19 protein-coding genes are annotated in these 17,712 nt (G+C 67.9%); 11 read left to right on the forward strand and 8 right to left on the reverse strand.

The genetic code is table 11. The features are described 5' to 3' along the window. The coding region (locus tag VBO01S_RS14200; protein ID WP_169805053.1) for an SPOR domain-containing protein at positions 1–466 on the forward strand (466 nt) is incomplete at its 5' end. 3 nt (positions 467–469) lie between these two features. Here the strand turns inward: VBO01S_RS14200 and VBO01S_RS14205 are convergent. From VBO01S_RS14205 to VBO01S_RS14215, 3 genes are all read right to left on the reverse strand, one after another. Next, positions 470–937, reverse strand: a complete 468-nt coding sequence (locus VBO01S_RS14205; RefSeq protein WP_062475252.1) for a carboxymuconolactone decarboxylase family protein — start codon at positions 935–937, stop codon at positions 470–472. A gap of 104 nt (positions 938–1,041) precedes the next feature. Then, the gene (locus tag VBO01S_RS14210; protein ID WP_062475255.1) at positions 1,042–1,932 is read right to left on the reverse strand and encodes an RNA polymerase sigma-70 factor; all 891 of its coding nucleotides are present in this window, start codon (positions 1,930–1,932) and stop codon (positions 1,042–1,044) included. 97 nt (positions 1,933–2,029) lie between these two features. After that, the gene (locus tag VBO01S_RS14215) at positions 2,030–2,887 is read right to left on the reverse strand and encodes a ferritin family protein (RefSeq protein WP_062475258.1); all 858 of its coding nucleotides are present in this window, start codon (positions 2,885–2,887) and stop codon (positions 2,030–2,032) included. Positions 2,888–3,016: 129 nt separating this feature from the next. Here VBO01S_RS14215 and VBO01S_RS14220 point away from each other — a divergent pair, with 129 nt between their 5' ends. Further along, a complete protein-coding gene (locus tag VBO01S_RS14220) occupies positions 3,017–3,646 on the forward strand; it encodes a glutathione peroxidase (protein ID WP_062475261.1) in 630 nt (209 codons plus the stop codon). 330 nt (positions 3,647–3,976) lie between these two features. On the opposite strand, the gene VBO01S_RS14225 is transcribed toward VBO01S_RS14220, so the two are convergent. Beyond that, positions 3,977–4,588, reverse strand: coding sequence for a glutathione S-transferase N-terminal domain-containing protein (locus VBO01S_RS14225; RefSeq protein WP_062475264.1), 612 nt, complete (start codon positions 4,586–4,588; stop codon positions 3,977–3,979). Positions 4,589–4,707: 119 nt separating this feature from the next. Between VBO01S_RS14225 and purB the strand changes: the two genes are divergently transcribed. The 4 genes from purB to VBO01S_RS14245 all read left to right on the forward strand — a co-directional run bounded on the left by purB (position 4,708) and on the right by VBO01S_RS14245 (position 10,156). Next, on the forward strand, positions 4,708–6,087 hold the full coding sequence (gene purB, locus VBO01S_RS14230; RefSeq protein ID WP_062475267.1) for an adenylosuccinate lyase: 1,380 nt from the start codon (positions 4,708–4,710) through the stop codon (positions 6,085–6,087). A 143-nt stretch (positions 6,088–6,230) separates the two neighbouring features. Further along, the gene (locus VBO01S_RS14235; protein WP_062475350.1) at positions 6,231–7,355 is read left to right on the forward strand and encodes a PepSY-associated TM helix domain-containing protein; all 1,125 of its coding nucleotides are present in this window, start codon (positions 6,231–6,233) and stop codon (positions 7,353–7,355) included. A gap of 55 nt (positions 7,356–7,410) precedes the next feature. Continuing rightward, positions 7,411–9,561, forward strand: a complete 2,151-nt coding sequence (locus VBO01S_RS14240; RefSeq protein ID WP_062475270.1) for a TonB-dependent receptor family protein — start codon at positions 7,411–7,413, stop codon at positions 9,559–9,561. Positions 9,562–9,595: 34 nt separating this feature from the next. Further along, a complete protein-coding gene (locus tag VBO01S_RS14245; RefSeq protein ID WP_062475273.1) occupies positions 9,596–10,156 on the forward strand; it encodes a YaeQ family protein in 561 nt (186 codons plus the stop codon). Between the two features lie 13 nt (positions 10,157–10,169). Here VBO01S_RS14245 and VBO01S_RS14250 read toward each other — a convergent pair whose 3' ends face one another. Together VBO01S_RS14250 and VBO01S_RS14255 are read right to left on the reverse strand one after the other, a co-directional pair. Next, positions 10,170–10,475, reverse strand: a complete 306-nt coding sequence (locus VBO01S_RS14250) for a putative signal transducing protein (RefSeq protein WP_062475276.1) — start codon at positions 10,473–10,475, stop codon at positions 10,170–10,172. Between the two features lie 2 nt (positions 10,476–10,477). Next, entirely contained in the window at positions 10,478–10,942 is a 465-nt protein-coding gene (locus VBO01S_RS14255; RefSeq protein ID WP_062475279.1) for a DUF3717 domain-containing protein, read from the reverse strand. 506 nt (positions 10,943–11,448) lie between these two features. Here VBO01S_RS14255 and VBO01S_RS14260 point away from each other — a divergent pair. From VBO01S_RS14260 to VBO01S_RS14270, 3 genes are all read left to right on the forward strand, one after another. Beyond that, entirely contained in the window at positions 11,449–12,183 is a 735-nt protein-coding gene (locus tag VBO01S_RS14260) for a TerC family protein (protein WP_062475282.1), read from the forward strand. Positions 12,184–12,269: 86 nt separating this feature from the next. After that, positions 12,270–12,734, forward strand: coding sequence for a hypothetical protein (locus tag VBO01S_RS14265; protein ID WP_062475284.1), 465 nt, complete (start codon positions 12,270–12,272; stop codon positions 12,732–12,734). A 104-nt stretch (positions 12,735–12,838) separates the two neighbouring features. Then, a complete protein-coding gene (locus tag VBO01S_RS14270; protein WP_062475287.1) occupies positions 12,839–13,195 on the forward strand; it encodes a phage holin family protein in 357 nt (118 codons plus the stop codon). A 21-nt stretch (positions 13,196–13,216) separates the two neighbouring features. Here the strand turns inward: VBO01S_RS14270 and VBO01S_RS14275 are convergent, their stop codons facing one another. Continuing rightward, on the reverse strand, positions 13,217–14,788 hold the full coding sequence (locus VBO01S_RS14275; protein WP_062475290.1) for a M48 family metalloprotease: 1,572 nt from the start codon (positions 14,786–14,788) through the stop codon (positions 13,217–13,219). 54 nt (positions 14,789–14,842) lie between these two features. On the opposite strand from VBO01S_RS14275, the gene moaC reads away from it, so the two are divergent. Beyond that, positions 14,843–15,331, forward strand: a complete 489-nt coding sequence (gene moaC / locus VBO01S_RS14280; RefSeq protein ID WP_062475294.1) for a cyclic pyranopterin monophosphate synthase MoaC — start codon at positions 14,843–14,845, stop codon at positions 15,329–15,331. A gap of 10 nt (positions 15,332–15,341) precedes the next feature. Here moaC and VBO01S_RS14285 read toward each other — a convergent pair whose 3' ends face one another. Continuing rightward, entirely contained in the window at positions 15,342–17,075 is a 1,734-nt protein-coding gene (locus VBO01S_RS14285) for a PglL family O-oligosaccharyltransferase (protein ID WP_082818133.1), read from the reverse strand. Positions 17,076–17,230: 155 nt separating this feature from the next. On the opposite strand from VBO01S_RS14285, the gene VBO01S_RS14290 reads away from it, so the two are divergent. Continuing rightward, complete coding sequence (locus VBO01S_RS14290; protein WP_082818134.1) at positions 17,231–17,710, forward strand: type IV pilin protein; 480 nt, start codon at positions 17,231–17,233, stop codon at positions 17,708–17,710. Positions 17,711–17,712 lie beyond the last annotated feature (2 nt).

Below are 17,712 nucleotides of genomic sequence, written 5' to 3' on the forward strand. Positions count from 1 at the left end.
GGCGGCGGCGCCGGTGGCCGTGCCGTCGGCCTGGGTCGCGCCGGTCGCGATGACGGCCGCTGCTGCCCCCGCCGCGACGATGCCCGTGGCACCGCAGACGCCGGTGATGGCCGCGGCACCGTCGGAACCCGAGGCACCGGCCGGACCGCGTGAAGCGATGGTGGTGACCGACCTTGCGCCGCTGGCCCCGCTCGCCGCGCCTGCGGCCCCCTCGGCACCCTCTTCCGCTGCCGCCGGTTTCTGGGTGCAGCTCGGCGCGTTCCGAGAACGCGACGGCGCCGAGACCCTGAGAAGCCAGGCCGCACGTGGCCTGCCCACGCTGGCGCCGCAGCTGCGCGTGTTCAGCGAAGCCGGCACGCACCGCCTGCAGGCCGGGCCGTTCCCGTCACGCAATGCGGCGGGCGAGGCCGTCACGCAGCTGCGCGACAACCTGCGCATCGCGCCGATGGTGGTCGAGCGGCGCTGAGGTTCAGGGCATCGCCTTGGCCACGACCTGCGAACGCAGGCCCACACCGAGGCGGTTCCAGGCGTTGATCTGCGCCACGGCGAGCGAGAGCTCGACGATTTCCTGGTCGCTGAACACGGCCTTCAGGGCTTCGAACTCGGCATCGCGATCGGCGTGGTGGTCGGCCAGGCGCGTGAGCGTTTCGGCCCAGTCGAGTGCCGCACGCTCACGTTCGTTGAAGAGGCTCACTTCGCGCCAGGTGGCGAGGCTGTTGATGCGCTGCCAGTCTTCGCCCTGCACGCGCAGGTCGCGCACGTGCATGTCCAGGCAGTAGGCGCAGCCGTTGATCTGCGAGACGCGGGCAAAGACGAGGTCGATCAGCACCTTGCCGAGCGTGCTCGACTCGAAGCTGCCGTTGACGGCGATCATGGCCTGGAAGGACTTCGGGGCGAACTTGGTCCAGGCGAGACGGAGGGCGGGGGCTTGGCTCATGAGATGTACTCCAGGGTGGTTGAAGGAAAACAGCGAAATCTGCTTGCTACACCCTGAAGACGCGCCGGCCACCGGCCCTGTGACAGGCCGCGCGAATTTTTTCTTCAACCGCCCCGTTTGGCCGCGAACAGTTGGGCGATGCGCGCCAGCTTGTCGGGGTTGCGCTGGGCGCGGATGCGCACGATGCGCTCGCCCTCGATCTCGAAGGTCTGGGCCGATTCGAGTTCGCCGTCCAGAAAGCGCAGCATGCCGGGCTCGCCGTTGAGCTCGACCAGTTCCATGTGCACGCCGGCGCCCATGCGGCGCCAGAGCGAGAAGTACAGCTGCGCCAGCCGCTGGCTGCCGCGCAGGATCTTGCTGAAGGTCTGCACCTTGCCCCCGCCGTCGCCGATGAGTTCGACGTCTTCCGCCATCAGCGCCTTCAGGTCCTGCATGCTGCCGCGCGCGGCAGCGTCGGCAAAGGCACGCAGCAGGCGCTGGTGGGTGTCGCGCGAGACCTGGAAGCGCGGGCGCGCCTCCTGCACCTGGGCCTTGGCGCGGTGCACCAGCTGGCGGCAGGCGGCCTCGCTCTTGCCGAGGGTCTGGGCGATCTCGTCGTAGTCGGCGTCGAACACCTCGCGCATGAGGAAGGCGGCGCGCGCCTCGGGCGCCAGGCGCTCGAGCACGGCCAGGAAGGCGACGGAGATGTTGTCGACGCGCTCGAGCGTTTCCTCGGGCGTGTCGGGCGACCCGGTGAGCGTGGGCTCGGGCATCCACGGGCCGATGTAGTGCTCGCGCTGGACCTTGGCGCTGCGCAGCCGGTCGATCGACAGGCGCGTGACGACGGTCACGAGCCAGGCTTCGGCACTGTCGAAACTGGCCTTGTCGGCCTCGTGCCAGCGCAGCCAGGCGTCCTGCACCACCTCTTCGGCCTCGGCCACGGAGCCGAGCATGCGGTAGGCGATGCCCTGGAGGCGGCGGCGGTGGCTGTCGAAGGTGAGGGTCGGGTCGTCCATGCCCGATTAGACGTTTGACGTCACCGCGTTGTGACAGCTCGCGCCCAAAAAAAACCGCCCCGGCATGCGGGGCGATTTTTTAGATCTTGGGGGCGGCTCAGGCGCCCTGGTATTCGGGCTTGGGGCCCAGCGTGGCCGAGACTTCCTTGCGGTAGCGGTTCAGCTCCTGCACGGTCTTGAAGCTGCGGTTCATCAGCAGGCTCAGGTTGTGCAGGATGCGCTCGCCGACCTTGGTTTCCCAGCCGGCGTCGAACTTGATCTGCTTGTCCAGCCAGTGCTCGAGCCAGTCGGGATCGGGCATGCGGCTCTGGATGGTGTCGTTCGGGAACAGCGCCTTGTTCACGTGCAGGTTGGTCGGGTGCAGCGCCTGGGCGGTGCGGCGCGCGCTGGCCATGAGCACGCCGACCTTGGTGAAGGCGGCACGGGCTTCGTCGCCGAACTTTTCCATGGCGCGCTTCATGTAGCGCAGGTAGGCGCCGCCGTGGCGGGCTTCGTCCTGGCTCAGCGTGGTGTAGATGTGCTTGATGACCGGCTCGGTGTGCCACTGGGCGGCGCGGCGGTACCAGTGGTTCAGGCGGATCTCGCCGCAGAAGTGCAGCATGAGGGTTTCGAGCGGGGGCGCCGGGTCGAAGTCGAAGCGCACCTCGTGCAGCTCCTGCTCGGTGGGCGCGTGCTGCGGGCTGAAGCGCTTCAGGTACTCCATGAGCACCAGCGAGTGCTTCTGCTCTTCGAAGAACCAGATCGACATGAACGCCGAAAAGTCGCTATCGTGGCGGTTGTCGCGCAGGAACATCTCGGTGGCCGGCAGCGCCGACCACTCGGTGATGGCATTCATCTTGATGGTCTGCGCCTGCTCTTCAGTCAGCAAGGAAGCGTCGAACGACTGCCAGGGGATGTCCTTGTCCATGTCCCAGCGGACGGATTCGAGTTGTCTGAAGAGTTCCGGGTAGAGCATCAAAGTCTTTCAATGGCCGCCGATTTTAGTCGGGCCGTTTGGCGCGCCCGTGACAGACGCGCGATGATGTGCTTGCGCGCGCGCCCGCGCCATAGATGCACACCCCCCTTTTCGATCCAGGAGCCCGTCATGCGAACCCCCGCCCGATTGTCGATGCTGCGACGTTGCGCCACGGCCTTTTCCCTCGTGGCGGGCCTGTCCGCCGCCCTGTCGGCGGGTGCCCAGACGGCCCCCGCAGCCCCTGCCGCGCCCGCGGTGGGCGGCGCCACCGGATGCCCGGCGATCCTGCAGCACAGCTTCCCGCGGCTGCAGGATGAAAAGCCCCAGAACCTTTGCCAGTACTCCGGAAAAGTGGTCCTGGTGGTCAATACGGCCAGTTTTTGCGGCTTCACCCCGCAGTACAAGGGGCTGGAGGCGCTGGACATGAAGTACCGCGCCCGCGGCCTGGTGGTGCTGGGCTTCCCGTCGAACGATTTCTCCCAGGAATCGGGCTCCAACAAGGAAATCGCCGATTTCTGCGAAAGCACCTTCGGCGTGAAATTCCCGATGTTCGCCAAGTCGTCGGTGCGCGGCACCGACGCCAACCCGCTGTTCAAGCAGCTCGCGCAGGCCTCGGGCACGACGCCGAAGTGGAACTTCTACAAGTACCTGATCGGGCGCGACGGCAAGGTGGTGCAGGCGTGGTCGAGCATGACGGCGCCCGACGAGAACGGCTTCATCCAGGTGATCGAGAAACAGCTCGGCCCCAGCGGCGACTGACCGGCCCTGCAATGTGAACTTTGAGTCACAAACGTTTACCACTCGAACGGGAACCGTGCGGCGGCACCGCGCTCATACTTGAGCGTGGGCGGCCAAGGCCCACAGGTTTTCATGTTGCGAGGTCTTCCGGGCGCCTGCCGTCCGGTTGAAATCCCGAGGCGATTCTTCTCCTCCTCCCTCCCTCCCTCCTTCGTGTCGGGGCGCCTCGCAGCATTTTTGTCTTCCCGCCGACAGCGGGGCCCGCGATGACGCAGCGCCCCCTCGGCCTTCCCGCATGCGGTGGCCCGAAGGGCCCCAAGAAAAAAGCGCCCCACGGGGCGCTTTGTCGTTTCAGGGCTGGGTGTCGATGAAGCTCGGCCGCAGCATGAGCTTGTCGTACAACTTGGCCAGGTTGGCGTGGTCGCCGCGCCAGTCGATCTCGGGAAAACGCAGCCCCAGCCAGCCCAGCGCGCAGCCGACCGCGATGTCGGACAGGCTCAGGTGGATGCCGCTGCAGAAGGGCTTGTCGCCCAGGCCCTTGGCCATGGCGGCCACGCCGGCCTGGACCTTGGCGCGCTGGCGCTCGATCCAGGCGGCGCTGCGCTCGGCGTCGGCGCGGCCGGTCCAGGTGGCTTCGAGGCGCCACAGCACGCCGGCGTCCATGACGCCGTCGGCCAGCGCTTCCCAGGTCTTGACCTCGGCGCGCTCGCGGCTTTGCTGCGGAATGAGCTTGCCCACGGGCGACAGGGTGTCGATGTATTCGACGATGACGCGCGAATCGAACATCGCCTCGCCGCCTTCCATGATCAGGCACGGCACCTTGCCCAGCGGGTTCGAATGGGCGATCGTGGTGTCTGCGGACCAGACGTCTTCGATCACGAACTGGTAGTCGAGCCGCTTTTCGGCCAGCACCACGCGCACCTTGCGCACATACGGGCTGGCGGCGGATCCGATCAGTTTCATGAAGGCTCTCTCCCCATCGCTTGTTAACGTTTGTTCGCAGGCATTTTAGGTGAAGGGAAAAAGACGGCGCCCGAATTCCCCCGCGGCGCGGCCACCCGGCAGCCGCCTAAAATTCGGGCATGAGCTTTTCCACCGTCTCCGCCCTCTCCCCCCTTGACGGCCGCTATGCGGCCAAACTCGCGGCCTTGCGCCCGCTGATGAGCGAACAGGGCTATATGCACCGTCGCGTGCAGGTGGAGGTGGCCTGGTTCATCGCGCTGTCCGACTGCGGCTTCGCGGAGTTCAAGCCCCTCACGGGCGGCGCCCGCAAGTACCTGATGGGGCTGGTGTCGCACTTCTCCGAGGCCGACGCGCTGGCCATCAAGGACATCGAGAAGACCACCAACCACGACGTGAAGGCCGTCGAATACTGGATCAAGTCGAAGTTCGAAGCCCGGCCGGAGCTGCTGGCCGCCGCCGAATTCGTGCACTTCGCCTGCACCAGCGAGGACATCAACAACACCAGCCACGCCCTGCAGATCCAGGCCGCGCGCGACACCGTGGTGCTGCCGGCCATCGACGGCCTGATCGCCAAGCTGCGCGAAATGGCGCACCAGTTCGCCGACGTGTCGATGCTCTCGCGCACGCACGGCCAGACCGCCAGCCCGACCACCGTCGGCAAGGAAATCGCCAACGTGGCGGTGCGCCTGACCAAGGCCCGCGCGCAAATCGCCGCCGTGCAACTGCTGGGCAAGATGAACGGCGCCGTGGGCAACTACAACGCCCACCTGGCCGCCTGGCCCGAGTTCGACTGGGAAGCCTTCAGCCGCAAGGTCGTGGAGACGCCCGCGCCGCTGGGCCTGGGCCTGAGCTTCCAGCCGTACAGCATCCAGATCGAGCCGCACGACTACATGGCCGAGCTGTTCGACGCCGTGGCGCGCGTCAACACCATCCTGGTCGACTTCTCGCGCGACATCTGGGGCTATGTGAGCCTGGGCTACTTCAAGCAGCGCCTGAAGAAGGGCGAGATCGGCTCCTCGACCATGCCGCACAAGGTCAACCCGATCGACTTCGAGAACGCCGAAGGCAACCTGGGCCTGGCCAACGCGGTGCTGCGCCACCTGAGCGAGAAGCTGCCCATCAGCCGCTGGCAGCGCGACCTGACCGACAGCACGGTGCTGCGCAACATCGGCGTGGCCTTCGGCTACGCCACGCTGGCCTACGCGAGCCTGGCCACGGGCCTGGGCAAGCTCGAGATCAACCAGGAAGCGCTGGCCGACGACCTCGAGGCCTCGTGGGAAGTGCTGGCCGAGCCGATCCAGACCGTGATGCGCCGCTTCGGCGTGCAGGGCGCCTACGAGCAGCTCAAGGAAGTCACGCGCGGCAAGACCGTGACGGCCGAGGCGCTGCACGGGCTGATCCGCTCGCTGGCCATTCCCGAGGAAGAGAAGACCCGCCTCCTGGCCATGACGCCTGCCAGCTACACCGGCAAGGCGACCGAGCTGGCCCGTAGAATTTAGGCTTCCCCCGCGACGATCCGCCGGCCCGTGCCGCCCACGGCCGGTGCGCCTCGTTCGCCCAGCGATACCTTCCAGCCAACGTGCCCTGTGCAGGGCACGCCAGCCGACAACCCTGACGGGACGCCCCGACGTCCCCGTTGTTCATGCGGCGCGCCCCACTGAGACGCCTCTGGCTCACGCTCCACCGATGGATCGGCCTCACGCTCGGGCCGCTGCTCGCCCTCACGGCGCTCCTGGGCGCCGTGCTGGTGGTGGCGCTGCCGCTCGACCGCGCCGGCCATCCTGAGTTCTTCACGGCGCGAAGCGGCAGCAACACGGACTCGACACCGCTGGAGCCGCTGCGCCAGCGCCTGCTCGCCGAGTTCGGCCCCGACACCAACTTCACGCTGCGCCCGCCACGCCAGCCCGGCGACACGCTCTGGGTGCTGGTGCGCGGCCCGTGGGACGGCACGCTCTACCTCGACCCCGCCACCGGCGCCGAACAGGGGCGCCGCGGCACGCACGAAGGCGCCTACAACCTGCTGTTCGAGCTGCACAGCAGCCTGCTGCTGGAAGACACGGGCAAGGGCATCCTCGCCATCGCCGCGCTGGCGTACCTGTTCCTGCTGGTCACCGGCGTGGTGCTGTGGTGGCCGGCGCGCTGGCCGCCCTCGCTGCGCATCGTGCTGGACCGCGGCCTGCTGCGCGGGCTGTTCGACCTGCACCGCACCGGCGGTGTCGTGCTCGGGCTTCTGATCGCGGTGTCGGTCTTCACCGGCGCCTACATGGCCTGGCGGCCGCTGGGCGGTTTCATCTCGACCACCCTCGGACAGACGCCGGCCAAGGCGCCGATCGTGCCCAAGGGCACTTCCACCGGCCCTCGCCTGCCGCTCGACGACCTCGTCGCCCGCGCGCAGGCCGTGTTCCCCGGCCAGCCCATCGGCTACGTGCAGGTGCCCGGCCGCGCGGACCGGCCGCTGCGCGTGCGCTTCCGGCTCGCCGACGACCCGCACCCGAACGGCATCGGCTCGGTGTGGGTGCACCCGGTCACGGGCGAGCTGCTCGGCGTGCGCCGCTGGCAGGACATGGACACCGGCAACGGCGCGGTGGTCGTGATCTATCCGCTGCACACCGGCGTGCTCGGCGGCGTGGTGCACCAGGCGGTCACCGCGCTGCTGGGCCTGGCGCTGGCCGGTCTCGGCCTGAGCGGCGTGTGGCTCTGGTGGCGCCGGCGTGCGGTGGCTGCGGCCGCGCGCAGCCAGGCACTGTCGCGCGGCGCGGCGCCCTGAACGACGCACACATCCCATCCCTTCATCCATCACAAATACATCGAGGAGGACTCCCTTGTTCCCGCACAAAAAAACCGCCATCGCCCTGGCCCTGCTGCCCCTGAGCCTGCACAGCTTCGCGGCCGACGCCGAGCCGTCGAAGTCGCTCGAGGCCATCACCGTCACCGGCGACTGGCTCGGCACGCCCACCGAGACCAAGGTGCTCGAGCACGCCGGCGCGCGCAGCATCGTGGAGCGCCAGCAGATCCAGGAAAGCGGCTCGGCCAGCGTGCGCGACGTGCTGCGCCAGGTGCCCGGCGTGCAGGTGCAGGAGAGCAACGGCACCGGCGGCAGCGACATCTCGCTCAACGTGGGCGTGCGCGGCCTGACCTCGCGGTTGTCGCCGCGCTCGACCGTGTTGCTGGACGGCGTGCCGCTGGCCTACGCGCCCTACGGCCAGCCGCAGCTGTCGCTGGCACCGGTGTCGCTGGGCAGCCTCGAGGCGGTCGACGTGGTGCGCGGCGCGGGCTCGGTGCGCTACGGCCCCCAGAACGTGGGCGGCATCATCAACTTCGTGACGCGCTCGATCCCCAAGCAGTTCGCGGGCGAAGTCGGCGTGGGCGTGGAGAGCGCCGGCCACGGCGGCGGCACCAAGAGCACGCCCAACCTGTTCATCGGCGGCACCAACGAGAACGGCCTGGGCCTGGCGCTGTTGTACTCGGGCACGCATGGCGACGGCTGGCGCCAGGGCAACGACAAGACCAGCATCGACGACCTGATGCTCAAGGGCGCCTACCGAATCTCGAAGACCGACGACATCGCGATCTCGCTGCACCACTTCGAAGGCAAGGGGCGCATGCCCGGCGGCCTGACGACGGCGCAGTTCGCGGCCAACCCGTTCCAGTCGGACCGCCCCTACGACGAGTTCACGGGCCGCCGCACCGACGGCTCGCTCAGGTACACGCACAACGACGGCGTGAACAAGTTCGAGATGCTGACCTACTACACGGACTCGTACCGCAGCAGCTACCTCGAGCAGGAAGGCACGGGCGCCAACGCCAACCGCCGCCGCCTGACCACCGCACCGCGCAACTACAAGACCTACGCCTTCGAGCCCCGCTACTCGCGCCTGATCGACTCGGGCAGCGTGGTGCAGGAAATCAGCATCGGCGCACGCTACCTGAAGGAAGAGGCCTCCGAAACGGCCACGCGCAGCAGCTACTACCGGCCGGCGCCGGGCTTCGACGCCTACGCGCTCGCGCAGCCCGCGTACCAGACCAGCAAGGGCGGCACGACCGCGCACGCGTTCTACATCGACGACCGCATCGACTTCGGCAACTGGACGGTCACACCCGGCGTGCGCTACGAATCCTTCCGCTCGCACAACGACGTGTTCACCGTGGCCAACAACCGCATCACCAACGCGATCTACCCGAAGATCGACTCCAACGAGGTGCTGCCCACGCTGTCGGTGCTCTACCGCATGAGCGAGCGCTGGACGCTGTTCGCCAATGCCGGCGTGTCGTTCGGGCCGCAGCAGTACGCCCAGCTCGCGCAGTCGACCACCAGCCTGCACCCCGAAAAAGCCAAGACCTACGAGATCGGCACCAAGTACAAGGGCAAATCGTGGAGCGGCGAACTGACGCTGTTCAACATCAACTTCGACAAGGAGCTGCAGCTGGCGCGCTCCATCACCGGCGACGTCGGCCAGTGGACCGACCTGGGCGCCACGCGCCACCGCGGGCTGGAGTCGGCGCTGCGCTACGACCTGGGCAGCCTGAGCGACGCGCTCAAGGGGCTGTCGGTGTCGGGCACCTACACGTACACGCAGGCCACCTCGAAGGCGGGCGTGTTCGCGGGGCGCGACCTGCCCTTCTACTCGCGCCATGTCGCGACGCTCGGCGCGCGCTACGAGCGCGGGCCGTGGACGCTCAACGCCGACCTCTACGCGCAATCGAAGCAGCGTTCGCCGGGCTCGCCGGACGACGGCGCCAGGTACATCACCGTGGAAGACGCGAGCGGGCGGCTGGGCGACATCCCGGGCTACGGCACGGTGAACTTGCGCGCCGCCTACGACTTCGGCCCGTCGCTGAGCCACCTGAAGCTGGCCGTGGGCGTGAAGAACCTGTTCGACCGCCGCTACTACAACCGTTCGGTCGACAACAACGGCGGCAAGTACGTGGGCCAGCCGCGCACGGTGTACCTGCAGGCGTCGCTGGCGTTCTGAGGCCGAAGGGGCGCGCGCATACACTCGCGCACCCATGGCTCTCAAATCCACCATCTTCAAGGCCACCCTCGCGGTGGCCGACATCGACCACGGCTACTACGCCGACCATGCGCTGACCCTGGCGCGCCACCCCAGCGAGACCGACGAGCGGATGATGATCCGGCTGGTCGCGCTCGCGCTCAACGCGCACCAGCTGCAGGACATCTGCAACGGCGACGGCACGCTGGCCTTCGGCGCGGGCCTGTCGAACGTCGAGGAGCCTGACGTGTGGCTGCGCGACTTCACGGGCCAGACCAAGATCTGGATCGAGGTCGGCCAGCCCGAGGACAAGCCCATCATCAAGGCCTGCGGCAAGGCGGACGAGGTGATCGTCTACTGCTTCAACCACGCGGCCGAGATCTGGTGGCGCGTCATCGAGAGCAAGCTCACGCGGCCGCAGAACCTGAAGGTCTACCGCGTGCCGACCGAGGCCTCGCAGGCGCTCGCCAGGCTGGCGCAGCGCAGCATGCAGCTGCAGGCGACGATCCAGGAAAGCACGCTGACGCTGGGCGACGGCGTGAACAGCATCGACGTCGAACTGCTCAAGTGGAAGTGAAGAGCCCGCGCGGCTAGGCCGCCGGCATCATCTCGCCGCACTGCCAGCACTGCTCGAAGCCGCCTTCGACCTGCTCGCCGCACACGCACAGCCAGCTGCGCTGCGGGCGGTTCTGCAGTTCGTGCAGCAGGCGCTTCGCGAGCTCGTACTGCGATTCGTCGTCGATCCAGATCTCAGGCAGGCACTGGTCGGGCGGCAGCTGGCCCATGACCGCGCCGAGGAATTCGCGCTGCACCGTCGCGGCCACACCCTCCTCGCGCAAGGCGTGCGCCCACACGGTCGCAATCGCGAGGTTGGGGGCTTGCGCGAGGCGGCGCATGGTCAGGGGGCCCAGTTCTTCTCGTCGTCCGGGTCGAACTCGGTCTCTGCAGCGGTCGGCTCGGCTTCGCGTGCGCGCTCGGCATAGCGGTTGAAGCGCCAGGCCGAGTCTTCCATGGTGATGCGGCGCCAGGTGACGCGCTTCTCGACCGGCGTCATGGCCGGCCAGTACTGCACCTCGTCGAAGCTGCGGCCGCAGCCCTTGCACTCGTCGTCGCCCTGGCTGGTCGAGCAGATCGCGATGCAGGGCGTGTCGGGCGTGCTGTGGTACCAGTCGAGCCAGGCGGCCCAGGCCTTGGCGGGAAAGCCGACCTCGTCGACCTCGTCTTCGTGGTGGAAGACCATGAGCGCGTAGACCTCGGCCAGCGCGCGCAATTCGGGCGCCAGCGTGATGCCGTCGGGCGAGGGAGACTTCTCGCGCCAGTGGTTGATGGCGGCCTCGATGTCGGTGATGTGGATGGCGGCCATGGAGAGTGAAAAAACAGCGAGCGGCGATCATAGTCCCGCAATGTCCCGCTCCTTCCTAGGGCCATAGGCGCTCCCAAAAATGGAGCATCAAGTGCCCGCTGCATGCGCCCCTCCGGACATTTGCCTTCAAATGTAAAGAAAACTTTTGGTTGCCTCGGCGCGGTCTTCAATGCTCTAATCCCGCCCACGAAGGGGAGTAGCTCCCGATCGCTGTCCCCGGGCAGCGTGAATCGTCAGGTCGTCAATACGAAGCACAACACTTCCGGCCTGTCGGGCGACACACGCGCGGACGCAGGTCGGCGCGCTTGCTGTTGTCGAGCGAGACCTTCGATTTGAACCTGCGCAGGTTTGGTCGAAGCGTTCGCAAGTCCCCGGTGTCACCCGGCCTTCGCTCCCCCGCTTTCGACCGCACCCGTGCAGGGTGAATCGAAACGCATCGGCATGCCGCTGCCCGTCGTGGTCCCATCAGGGAGCTGCGGGCGTGGCGCCAAGACAAAGAGGAATCTATGGAACAGTTCATGGCCCCGGAATTCTGGGTCGCGGTCGGTCAGATCATCATGATCGACATTCTTTTGGGCGGCGACAACGCCGTCGTCATCGCGCTGGCCTGTCGCAAGCTGCCGCCCGCGCAACGCACCCAGGGCATCCTGTGGGGTACCGCCGGCGCCATCGTGCTGCGCGTGATCCTGATCTTCTTCGCACTCACGCTGCTCGCGATTCCGTTCCTGAAGCTGGTGGGCGCGATCCTGCTGCTGTGGATCGGCGTGAAACTGCTGGCTCCCGACCATGACGACGCGCACGGCAACATCGCCGGCAGCGACCGCCTCTGGGGCGCCGTGAAGACCGTGATCGTGGCCGACCTGGTCATGAGCGTGGACAACGTGATCGCCATCGCCGGTGCCGCACAAGGCGCGGGCGACGGCCACCAGATGCCGCTGGTGATCTTCGGTCTGCTCGTGAGCATCCCGATCATCGTCTGGGGCAGCCAGCTGGTCATCAAGCTGATGGACCGCTTCCCGATGATCATCACGCTGGGCGGCATGCTGCTGGGCTGGATCGCCGGCACGATGGCCGTGTCCGACCCGGCCCTGGCGAACCCCGCCAACTGGACCTGGGTGCCGAAGGTGCCGCAGACCGACACCATCAAGTACGCCGCCGGCATCATCGGTGCGCTGCTGGTGCTGGCGATCGGCAAGTGGGTGGCTTCGCGCAAGCCGGCCCCCGCCACCCCGGCCCACTGAGCGTTCGTTGAACGATAAACGCCCCGCACTGAAACTTCTTGCATCAATCCGGTCTCTGTCACTCTAACTATCAAAGGAGAGCACTCATGGAAAAGATCATTCTTTACGTCGACGACGCCGTCTATGCCAGCGAGCAGTTCGCCGAACTGGCGCCGGATGCCGACAACGTCGTGGCGCGCCATTGGGTGCTCGTGGCCTGCGCGCCGCGCATGACACACCGGATCAGCAAGTGGGTGAGCCACAGCGCGCGCGAGAACTGGCGCGCCAAGTGGTTCAGCAAGGTGCAGGCGCAGATGCTGCCGCTGCTCGAACGCAACGGCGGCCAGGTGACGGCGGTGCTGGCCAAGGGCCCGCTGACCGACCTGACGCAGCAACTCAAGCGCGAGCACGCGGCCACCCACGTGGTCGATGCGCGCCGCCCGAAGATCGGCGTCGACCTGGAACCGGTCACGCCCGACCAGACCCCGCCCAAGCAATCGGGCTGGGCCTTTCCCGGCGCCGTGATGGGCATGGGCGCACTGCTGGTGCTGGCCAACGAGCTGGCCGAGTAAGCCCGGGGCGGGGCCACACGCCCTCCCGAACCGACACAAGCCCCGCTGCGGCAACGCAGCGGGGCTTGTTCTTTTGTGCGGGCCCGTGGGGTATCCTGCGGCGCATGCGCATCCTCCTCAAATGGCTGCTCAGCGCCGTCGCGCTGCTCGCGGTCGCCTACCTCTACAGCGGCGTCCAGGTCCAGAGTTTCGGTGCGGCGCTGCTCGCGGCGGCCGTGATCGGCCTGCTCAACATGGTCGTGCGGCCGGTGCTGGTGATCCTGACGCTGCCGGTCACCATCGTCACGCTCGGGTTGTTCCTGTTCGTGATCAACGCCCTGCTGTTCTGGGCCGCCTCGGGCCTGCTCGGCGGTTTCCATGTGAACGGCTTCCTCGCCGCGCTGCTGGGCTCGCTGATCTATTCGCTGCTCGGGCTGCTCATCGAGAGCGCACTGGGCGGGCTGCTGTCCTCCCGGCGCTGAGCGCCGCCCCTCGACGCTTCACTACTTCAGCGGCGGCTCCTCGGCCTGCTGCTTGACCAGCACGTCGACGGCGCGTGCGCGCGTGTCGATGATCGATGCCTCGTAGTGGTCGATGGGCGCGCCCGACTTGCGGACCAGCTCCTGCGCCGCCTTGAAGCGGTCGCGCGCCGCCGGGTAGTCGAGGATCGCCACGTTGGCCTCGGCATCGGCACGAATGGCGCGCAGCGTGTCGTTCTGCGCCCCGTACAAATTGGCCAGCGTGCGCCAGGCCGTGGCATCGCGCGGATGAACGGCCACCCAGTCGCGCAGCACGGGCACCATCGGCGCGGGCTGGCGCTGGGCGATCGCCGCTTCGGCCGCGAGGATCATCTCGGGCCGCTCCTTCGACTTGGCGTCGAGCAGTGCCGCCGCGCGAGAAGCGCCGCCGGCCGCGAGTTCGATCTCCGCCTGCAGCCAGCGCGCCTGCTTGCTCGCGGCCGCATCGTCGGCCGTGCGGGCCACGAGCCGCTCGGCCAGCGCGCGCGCCGCCTTGAAATCGCGCAGCTCCTTGGCCGCCATCGCCGCCGCGTAGAGCGTGCCCGCCTGCTGGGCCGGTGAACTGCCCGCGAACTCGCCGCTCGACGCAGCATTGACCCACAGCCGCAGCACGTCGACGCCCGGGCGCGTCAGCACGCGGGCGCGCGAGGCGACCATCGCGTGGTCCATGACCAACGGCACCACCGGCGGCGCGGCGTCGGCGCGGAACTGGAACCGCCCTTGCATGTCCGAGATGCGCTCGGTCGTCAGCGGGTGGCTGCGCAGGTAGGGGTACGAGCCGTTGTCGTTCAGGCGCGAGGCGTACTGCAGCTTCTCGAACATCGCCGCGGCGCCCTGCGGCGCAAAGCCCGCCTGCGTCATCACGCCGAAACCGATGCGGTCGGCCTCGCGCTCCATGTCGCGCGAGAAGCTCAGCTGGTTCTGCATGAACAGCGCCTGGCTGCCCATGATCACGGCCTGGCCGGCGTCGGCGTTGCGGCTCTTGCTGGCCGCGATCATCCCGAGGATCAGGCCGGCGATCATCAGGGGCATCTGCTTGCCCTGCTTGCTCATGATGCGCGAGATGTGGCGCTGCGTGACATGCGACAGCTCGTGCCCGAGCACCGTCGCCAACTCGTCGCGGCTGCCGACCGCGGCCAGCAGCCCCAGGTTCAGCCCGAGGTAGCCGCCCGGCAGCGCGAAGGCGTTGATGTTGCGGTCGCGTCCCAGCAGGATGGTCCAGGCGAAGCGCTCGTCGAGTTCGGGCGTGAGCTCGCCGCGCGCGCGCGCGGCGGCCAGCAGGCGCTGCCAGATGTCCTGCACGTAGGCGGCGATCACCGGGTCGTCGATGTAGTCGGTGTCGCGGTACAGCTCGCGCACGATCTGGTCGCCCAGCCGGCGCTCGGCACTGGCCGTCATCTCGCCGCCGTCACCGAGGCCCGGCAGGATCTGCTGCACCTGCGCCAGCGCGGGGGCCGGCAGCAGCACCTGGGAAGCTATCAAAAAGGTAGCGCACACCGCATGCCGGAGGGGCGTCGGGCGGGTTTTCTTGTGGGAAGAGGGAGTCAAGCGCGGCATTCCTCGTCTGTGGCTCGGGCTCGTATGATGCATCTTCAAAACGAACGTTCACCGATGAGCACCCTCACCCATTTTGACGCCCAGGGCCAGGCCCACATGGTCGACGTGGCGGCCAAGCCCGCCACCCACCGCGTGGCCGTGGCCACTGGCCGCATCGAGATGCAGCCTGCGACGCTGGCGCTGATCGAATCGGGCACCGCCAAGAAGGGCGACGTGCTGGGCATCGCGCGCATCGCCGGCATCCAGGCGGCCAAGAAGACCAGCGACCTGATCCCGCTGTGCCACCCGCTGGCGCTGACCCGCGTGGCCGTGGCCTTCGCGCTCGCCGAGGGCGGCCAGGCGCCGCAGGTGGCCTGCACCGCGACCGTCGAGACCGTCGGCCCGACCGGCGTGGAAATGGAAGCCCTGACCGCCGTGCAGGTCGCGCTGCTCACCATCTACGACATGTGCAAGGCCGTGGACCGCGGGATGCGGATCACCGACGTGCATGTGCTGGAGAAGCACGGCGGGAAGTCGGGCAGCTACGTCGCGACGGCGGGCTGAATTCCAGCGGCTACAGCTCGGGCGCGTCGTCCGGTCGGTTGTCGAGCCAGCGGGCGAACGCGGCCGGGAACGCCACCCGGAAGCGCTCGGCCCAGGCATGCGCCTCGGCATCGCGGCCCAGCAACTCGGCGCTTTCGATCAACTTCACGATGACGCGCGGCTCGGGGGAGAAATGCAGCACCCGCCCGGCCAGTTCGTGCATGTGCGCCGCATTCGCCGGCGTGACGGCTGTCAGCGTCACCTCGGCGAAATCCACCTGGCGTGAGAACAACCATGAGCCCTGGAGCTTGGCGAGCGTGTCGTCGCGGTAGGCCGACATGCGGGCGTCGCGCGGCAGGTAGATCTGGCTGACGCGGGTGTAGTCCCAGGCGGCGTAGCCGATGATGACAACCCAGGTCGCGGCGGCTGCGAATGCGGCCAATTTTTTTTTGCCGCTCGCTTCCGGCCGCTTGGGTGATGCCGGCCACAGGATGCCGAGGCACAGGCCGAACACCAGCTGGAACGGGCCGTACCAGAGCGGGTACTCGAGCAGGCTGTGCACGAGGATGACGCCGAGCAGGCCCCACGCCATCAGCCGCAAGGGGTCGCGCTCGCACCAGGGCTTTGCCGCCCCCACCATCCACAGAAAACCACCGCAGATGAGCAGCGCCGCCGGAATGCCCAACTCGACCGCGAGGTGCAGCGGCAGGTTGTGGGCATTGTCGAGGATCACGGGGAAACGCGGGCCGCTGTACAGCGTGGCGAAGTGCGCGAAGCTGAGTTCGCCCCAGCCCCAGCCGGCGAGGGGGCGTTGGGCGATGAGGGTCAGGACGTTGTGCCAGAGGACGACGCGGCTGTCGGTGGTGACGGCGGCGGGCTGCAGGCGGTGGAGCATGCCGGTGCCGGAGGCGACCGCGTGGCCAGCGTCACCGCCGCTGGCCAGGTACGGCAGCAGCCAGTGCAGGGCGGCGTACAGCGGGATGGCGGCGAGCAGGAGCGGGGGGGCTGGCAGGCGAAAGTCTGCCGGACCGGCGTGCCGCGGCGCCCGGCGACGCTCCCGCCACGCCATGGCAGCGGTACCGATGGCGATCAGCAGCAACTGCAGGAAGCCGGTGCGTGATCCCGAGGCCACAAGGGCCGCTACCAGAAGCCCGCCGGCGGGAACGAACAGCCGGCGGATGCGCGGTGACCGCGATGTAGCGCGCCACCACAGCGCCGCGACCAGCGTCAGACTGATCAACGTGGCGAACTGGTTGGGCTGGCGGAGGTTGCCCCAGCCGCGGCCGGAAGTGGGCGACGAGGTCAACGCACCAAGGAACTCAGTGACACCGTAGTACTGGAGCAGGCCCAGGAGGGCGCTGAGCAGACCGGCGGCGAGCAGCCCGACGGCCAACGCGTGACCCAGCGGCCCGCGCTGCTGCGCCACTCCTGCGCCGAGACAAGCTGCTGTGGCAATCCCCGCCAAAGCGCCCAAGGTCGGTAGCAAGAGCGTGGCTCCGGTACCCACGGCTGCGGACAGCACGACGAAAACCGCCATCACCGCCAGCCCGGCGCGCAGTCCCTTCGAGGGAAAGGCGAACGGCGCCATCGCGAGCAGCCCCGCAACACAGCCCCATGACATCAGTTGCTGCCAGACATTGATCGAGGGGCCGCCCACCAGCGGGGAAAGAAAGGGCCAGGCCACGAGGCCGGCACAGACGAATTCAGCAAGCCGCGAAGGCGCGTGCAGAGGAGGCGCCGGCAAGGACGCGTCAAGGCGATTCATCGACCCATCATGCCAACCCGCCATCGCCGATGAGTGGCAGCACGCGGCGGATGAGTGGATTTGCATTTAGAAACAGTTATGGACACTCTATAACAATCCTAAATAACCATTGCCTGCCGCTCGGCCACCGCAGCGGCAGCCGAGAGGCCTGTTCGATGACCAGACAACAATTCGCCGTGAAAGTGGCGGCCGTGCGGCGCCGCAGTTTGCAGGGCTTCACGCTCATCGAACTCATGATCGTCGTGGCCGTCATCGGCATCCTGGCTGCCATCGCGCTCCCGAGCTACAACGACTACGTTCGACGCGGGCAACTGCCTGAGGCGTTCAATACGCTTTCCGCCTATCGGGCGACGATGGAGCAGTACTACCAGGACAACCGGAACTACGGGCCCTCGGGAACCAATTGCGCCGCCAACGCGGCGGCCGCCTTTACGCCTTCCGGTGCCAAGTACTTCGGCTACACCTGCTCGACGTCCGCCAGCCAGCAGAACTATGTCATCACTGCCACAGGCAGCGCGGGACGGGCGGTCGGCCATACGTACACCATCAACCAGAACGGCGACCGAGCCACCACCCAATTCAAGGGCAGCACCGTGACGCAACCGTGCTGGCTTACCAGCGCCAATGCCTGCTGATC

Source organism: Variovorax boronicumulans NBRC 103145, assembly GCF_001591345.1.
GTDB classification, from domain to species: domain Bacteria; phylum Pseudomonadota; class Gammaproteobacteria; order Burkholderiales; family Burkholderiaceae_C; genus Variovorax; species Variovorax boronicumulans.

Coding starts and splice junctions, on each gene's coding strand:
- VBO01S_RS14270 (WP_062475287.1), top strand. CDS start 12,839: ATGCGCATCCTCCTCAAATGGCTGCTCAGCGCCGTCGCGCTGCTCGCG.
- VBO01S_RS14255 (WP_062475279.1), bottom strand. CDS start 10,942: ATGGCCGCCATCCACATCACCGACATCGAGGCCGCCATCAACCACTGG.
- VBO01S_RS14210 (WP_062475255.1), bottom strand. CDS start 1,932: ATGGACGACCCGACCCTCACCTTCGACAGCCACCGCCGCCGCCTCCAG.
- moaC (WP_062475294.1), top strand. CDS start 14,843: ATGAGCACCCTCACCCATTTTGACGCCCAGGGCCAGGCCCACATGGTC.
- purB (WP_062475267.1), top strand. CDS start 4,708: ATGAGCTTTTCCACCGTCTCCGCCCTCTCCCCCCTTGACGGCCGCTAT.
- VBO01S_RS14290 (WP_082818134.1), top strand. CDS start 17,231: ATGACCAGACAACAATTCGCCGTGAAAGTGGCGGCCGTGCGGCGCCGC.
- VBO01S_RS14225 (WP_062475264.1), bottom strand. CDS start 4,588: ATGAAACTGATCGGATCCGCCGCCAGCCCGTATGTGCGCAAGGTGCGC.
- VBO01S_RS14285 (WP_082818133.1), bottom strand. CDS start 17,075: ATGAATCGCCTTGACGCGTCCTTGCCGGCGCCTCCTCTGCACGCGCCT.
- VBO01S_RS14235 (WP_062475350.1), top strand. CDS start 6,231: ATGCGGCGCGCCCCACTGAGACGCCTCTGGCTCACGCTCCACCGATGG.
- VBO01S_RS14260 (WP_062475282.1), top strand. CDS start 11,449: ATGGAACAGTTCATGGCCCCGGAATTCTGGGTCGCGGTCGGTCAGATC.
- VBO01S_RS14250 (WP_062475276.1), bottom strand. CDS start 10,475: ATGCGCCGCCTCGCGCAAGCCCCCAACCTCGCGATTGCGACCGTGTGG.
- VBO01S_RS14265 (WP_062475284.1), top strand. CDS start 12,270: ATGGAAAAGATCATTCTTTACGTCGACGACGCCGTCTATGCCAGCGAG.
- VBO01S_RS14205 (WP_062475252.1), bottom strand. CDS start 937: ATGAGCCAAGCCCCCGCCCTCCGTCTCGCCTGGACCAAGTTCGCCCCG.
- VBO01S_RS14275 (WP_062475290.1), bottom strand. CDS start 14,788: ATGCCGCGCTTGACTCCCTCTTCCCACAAGAAAACCCGCCCGACGCCC.
- VBO01S_RS14245 (WP_062475273.1), top strand. CDS start 9,596: ATGGCTCTCAAATCCACCATCTTCAAGGCCACCCTCGCGGTGGCCGAC.
- VBO01S_RS14215 (WP_062475258.1), bottom strand. CDS start 2,887: ATGCTCTACCCGGAACTCTTCAGACAACTCGAATCCGTCCGCTGGGAC.
- VBO01S_RS14220 (WP_062475261.1), top strand. CDS start 3,017: ATGCGAACCCCCGCCCGATTGTCGATGCTGCGACGTTGCGCCACGGCC.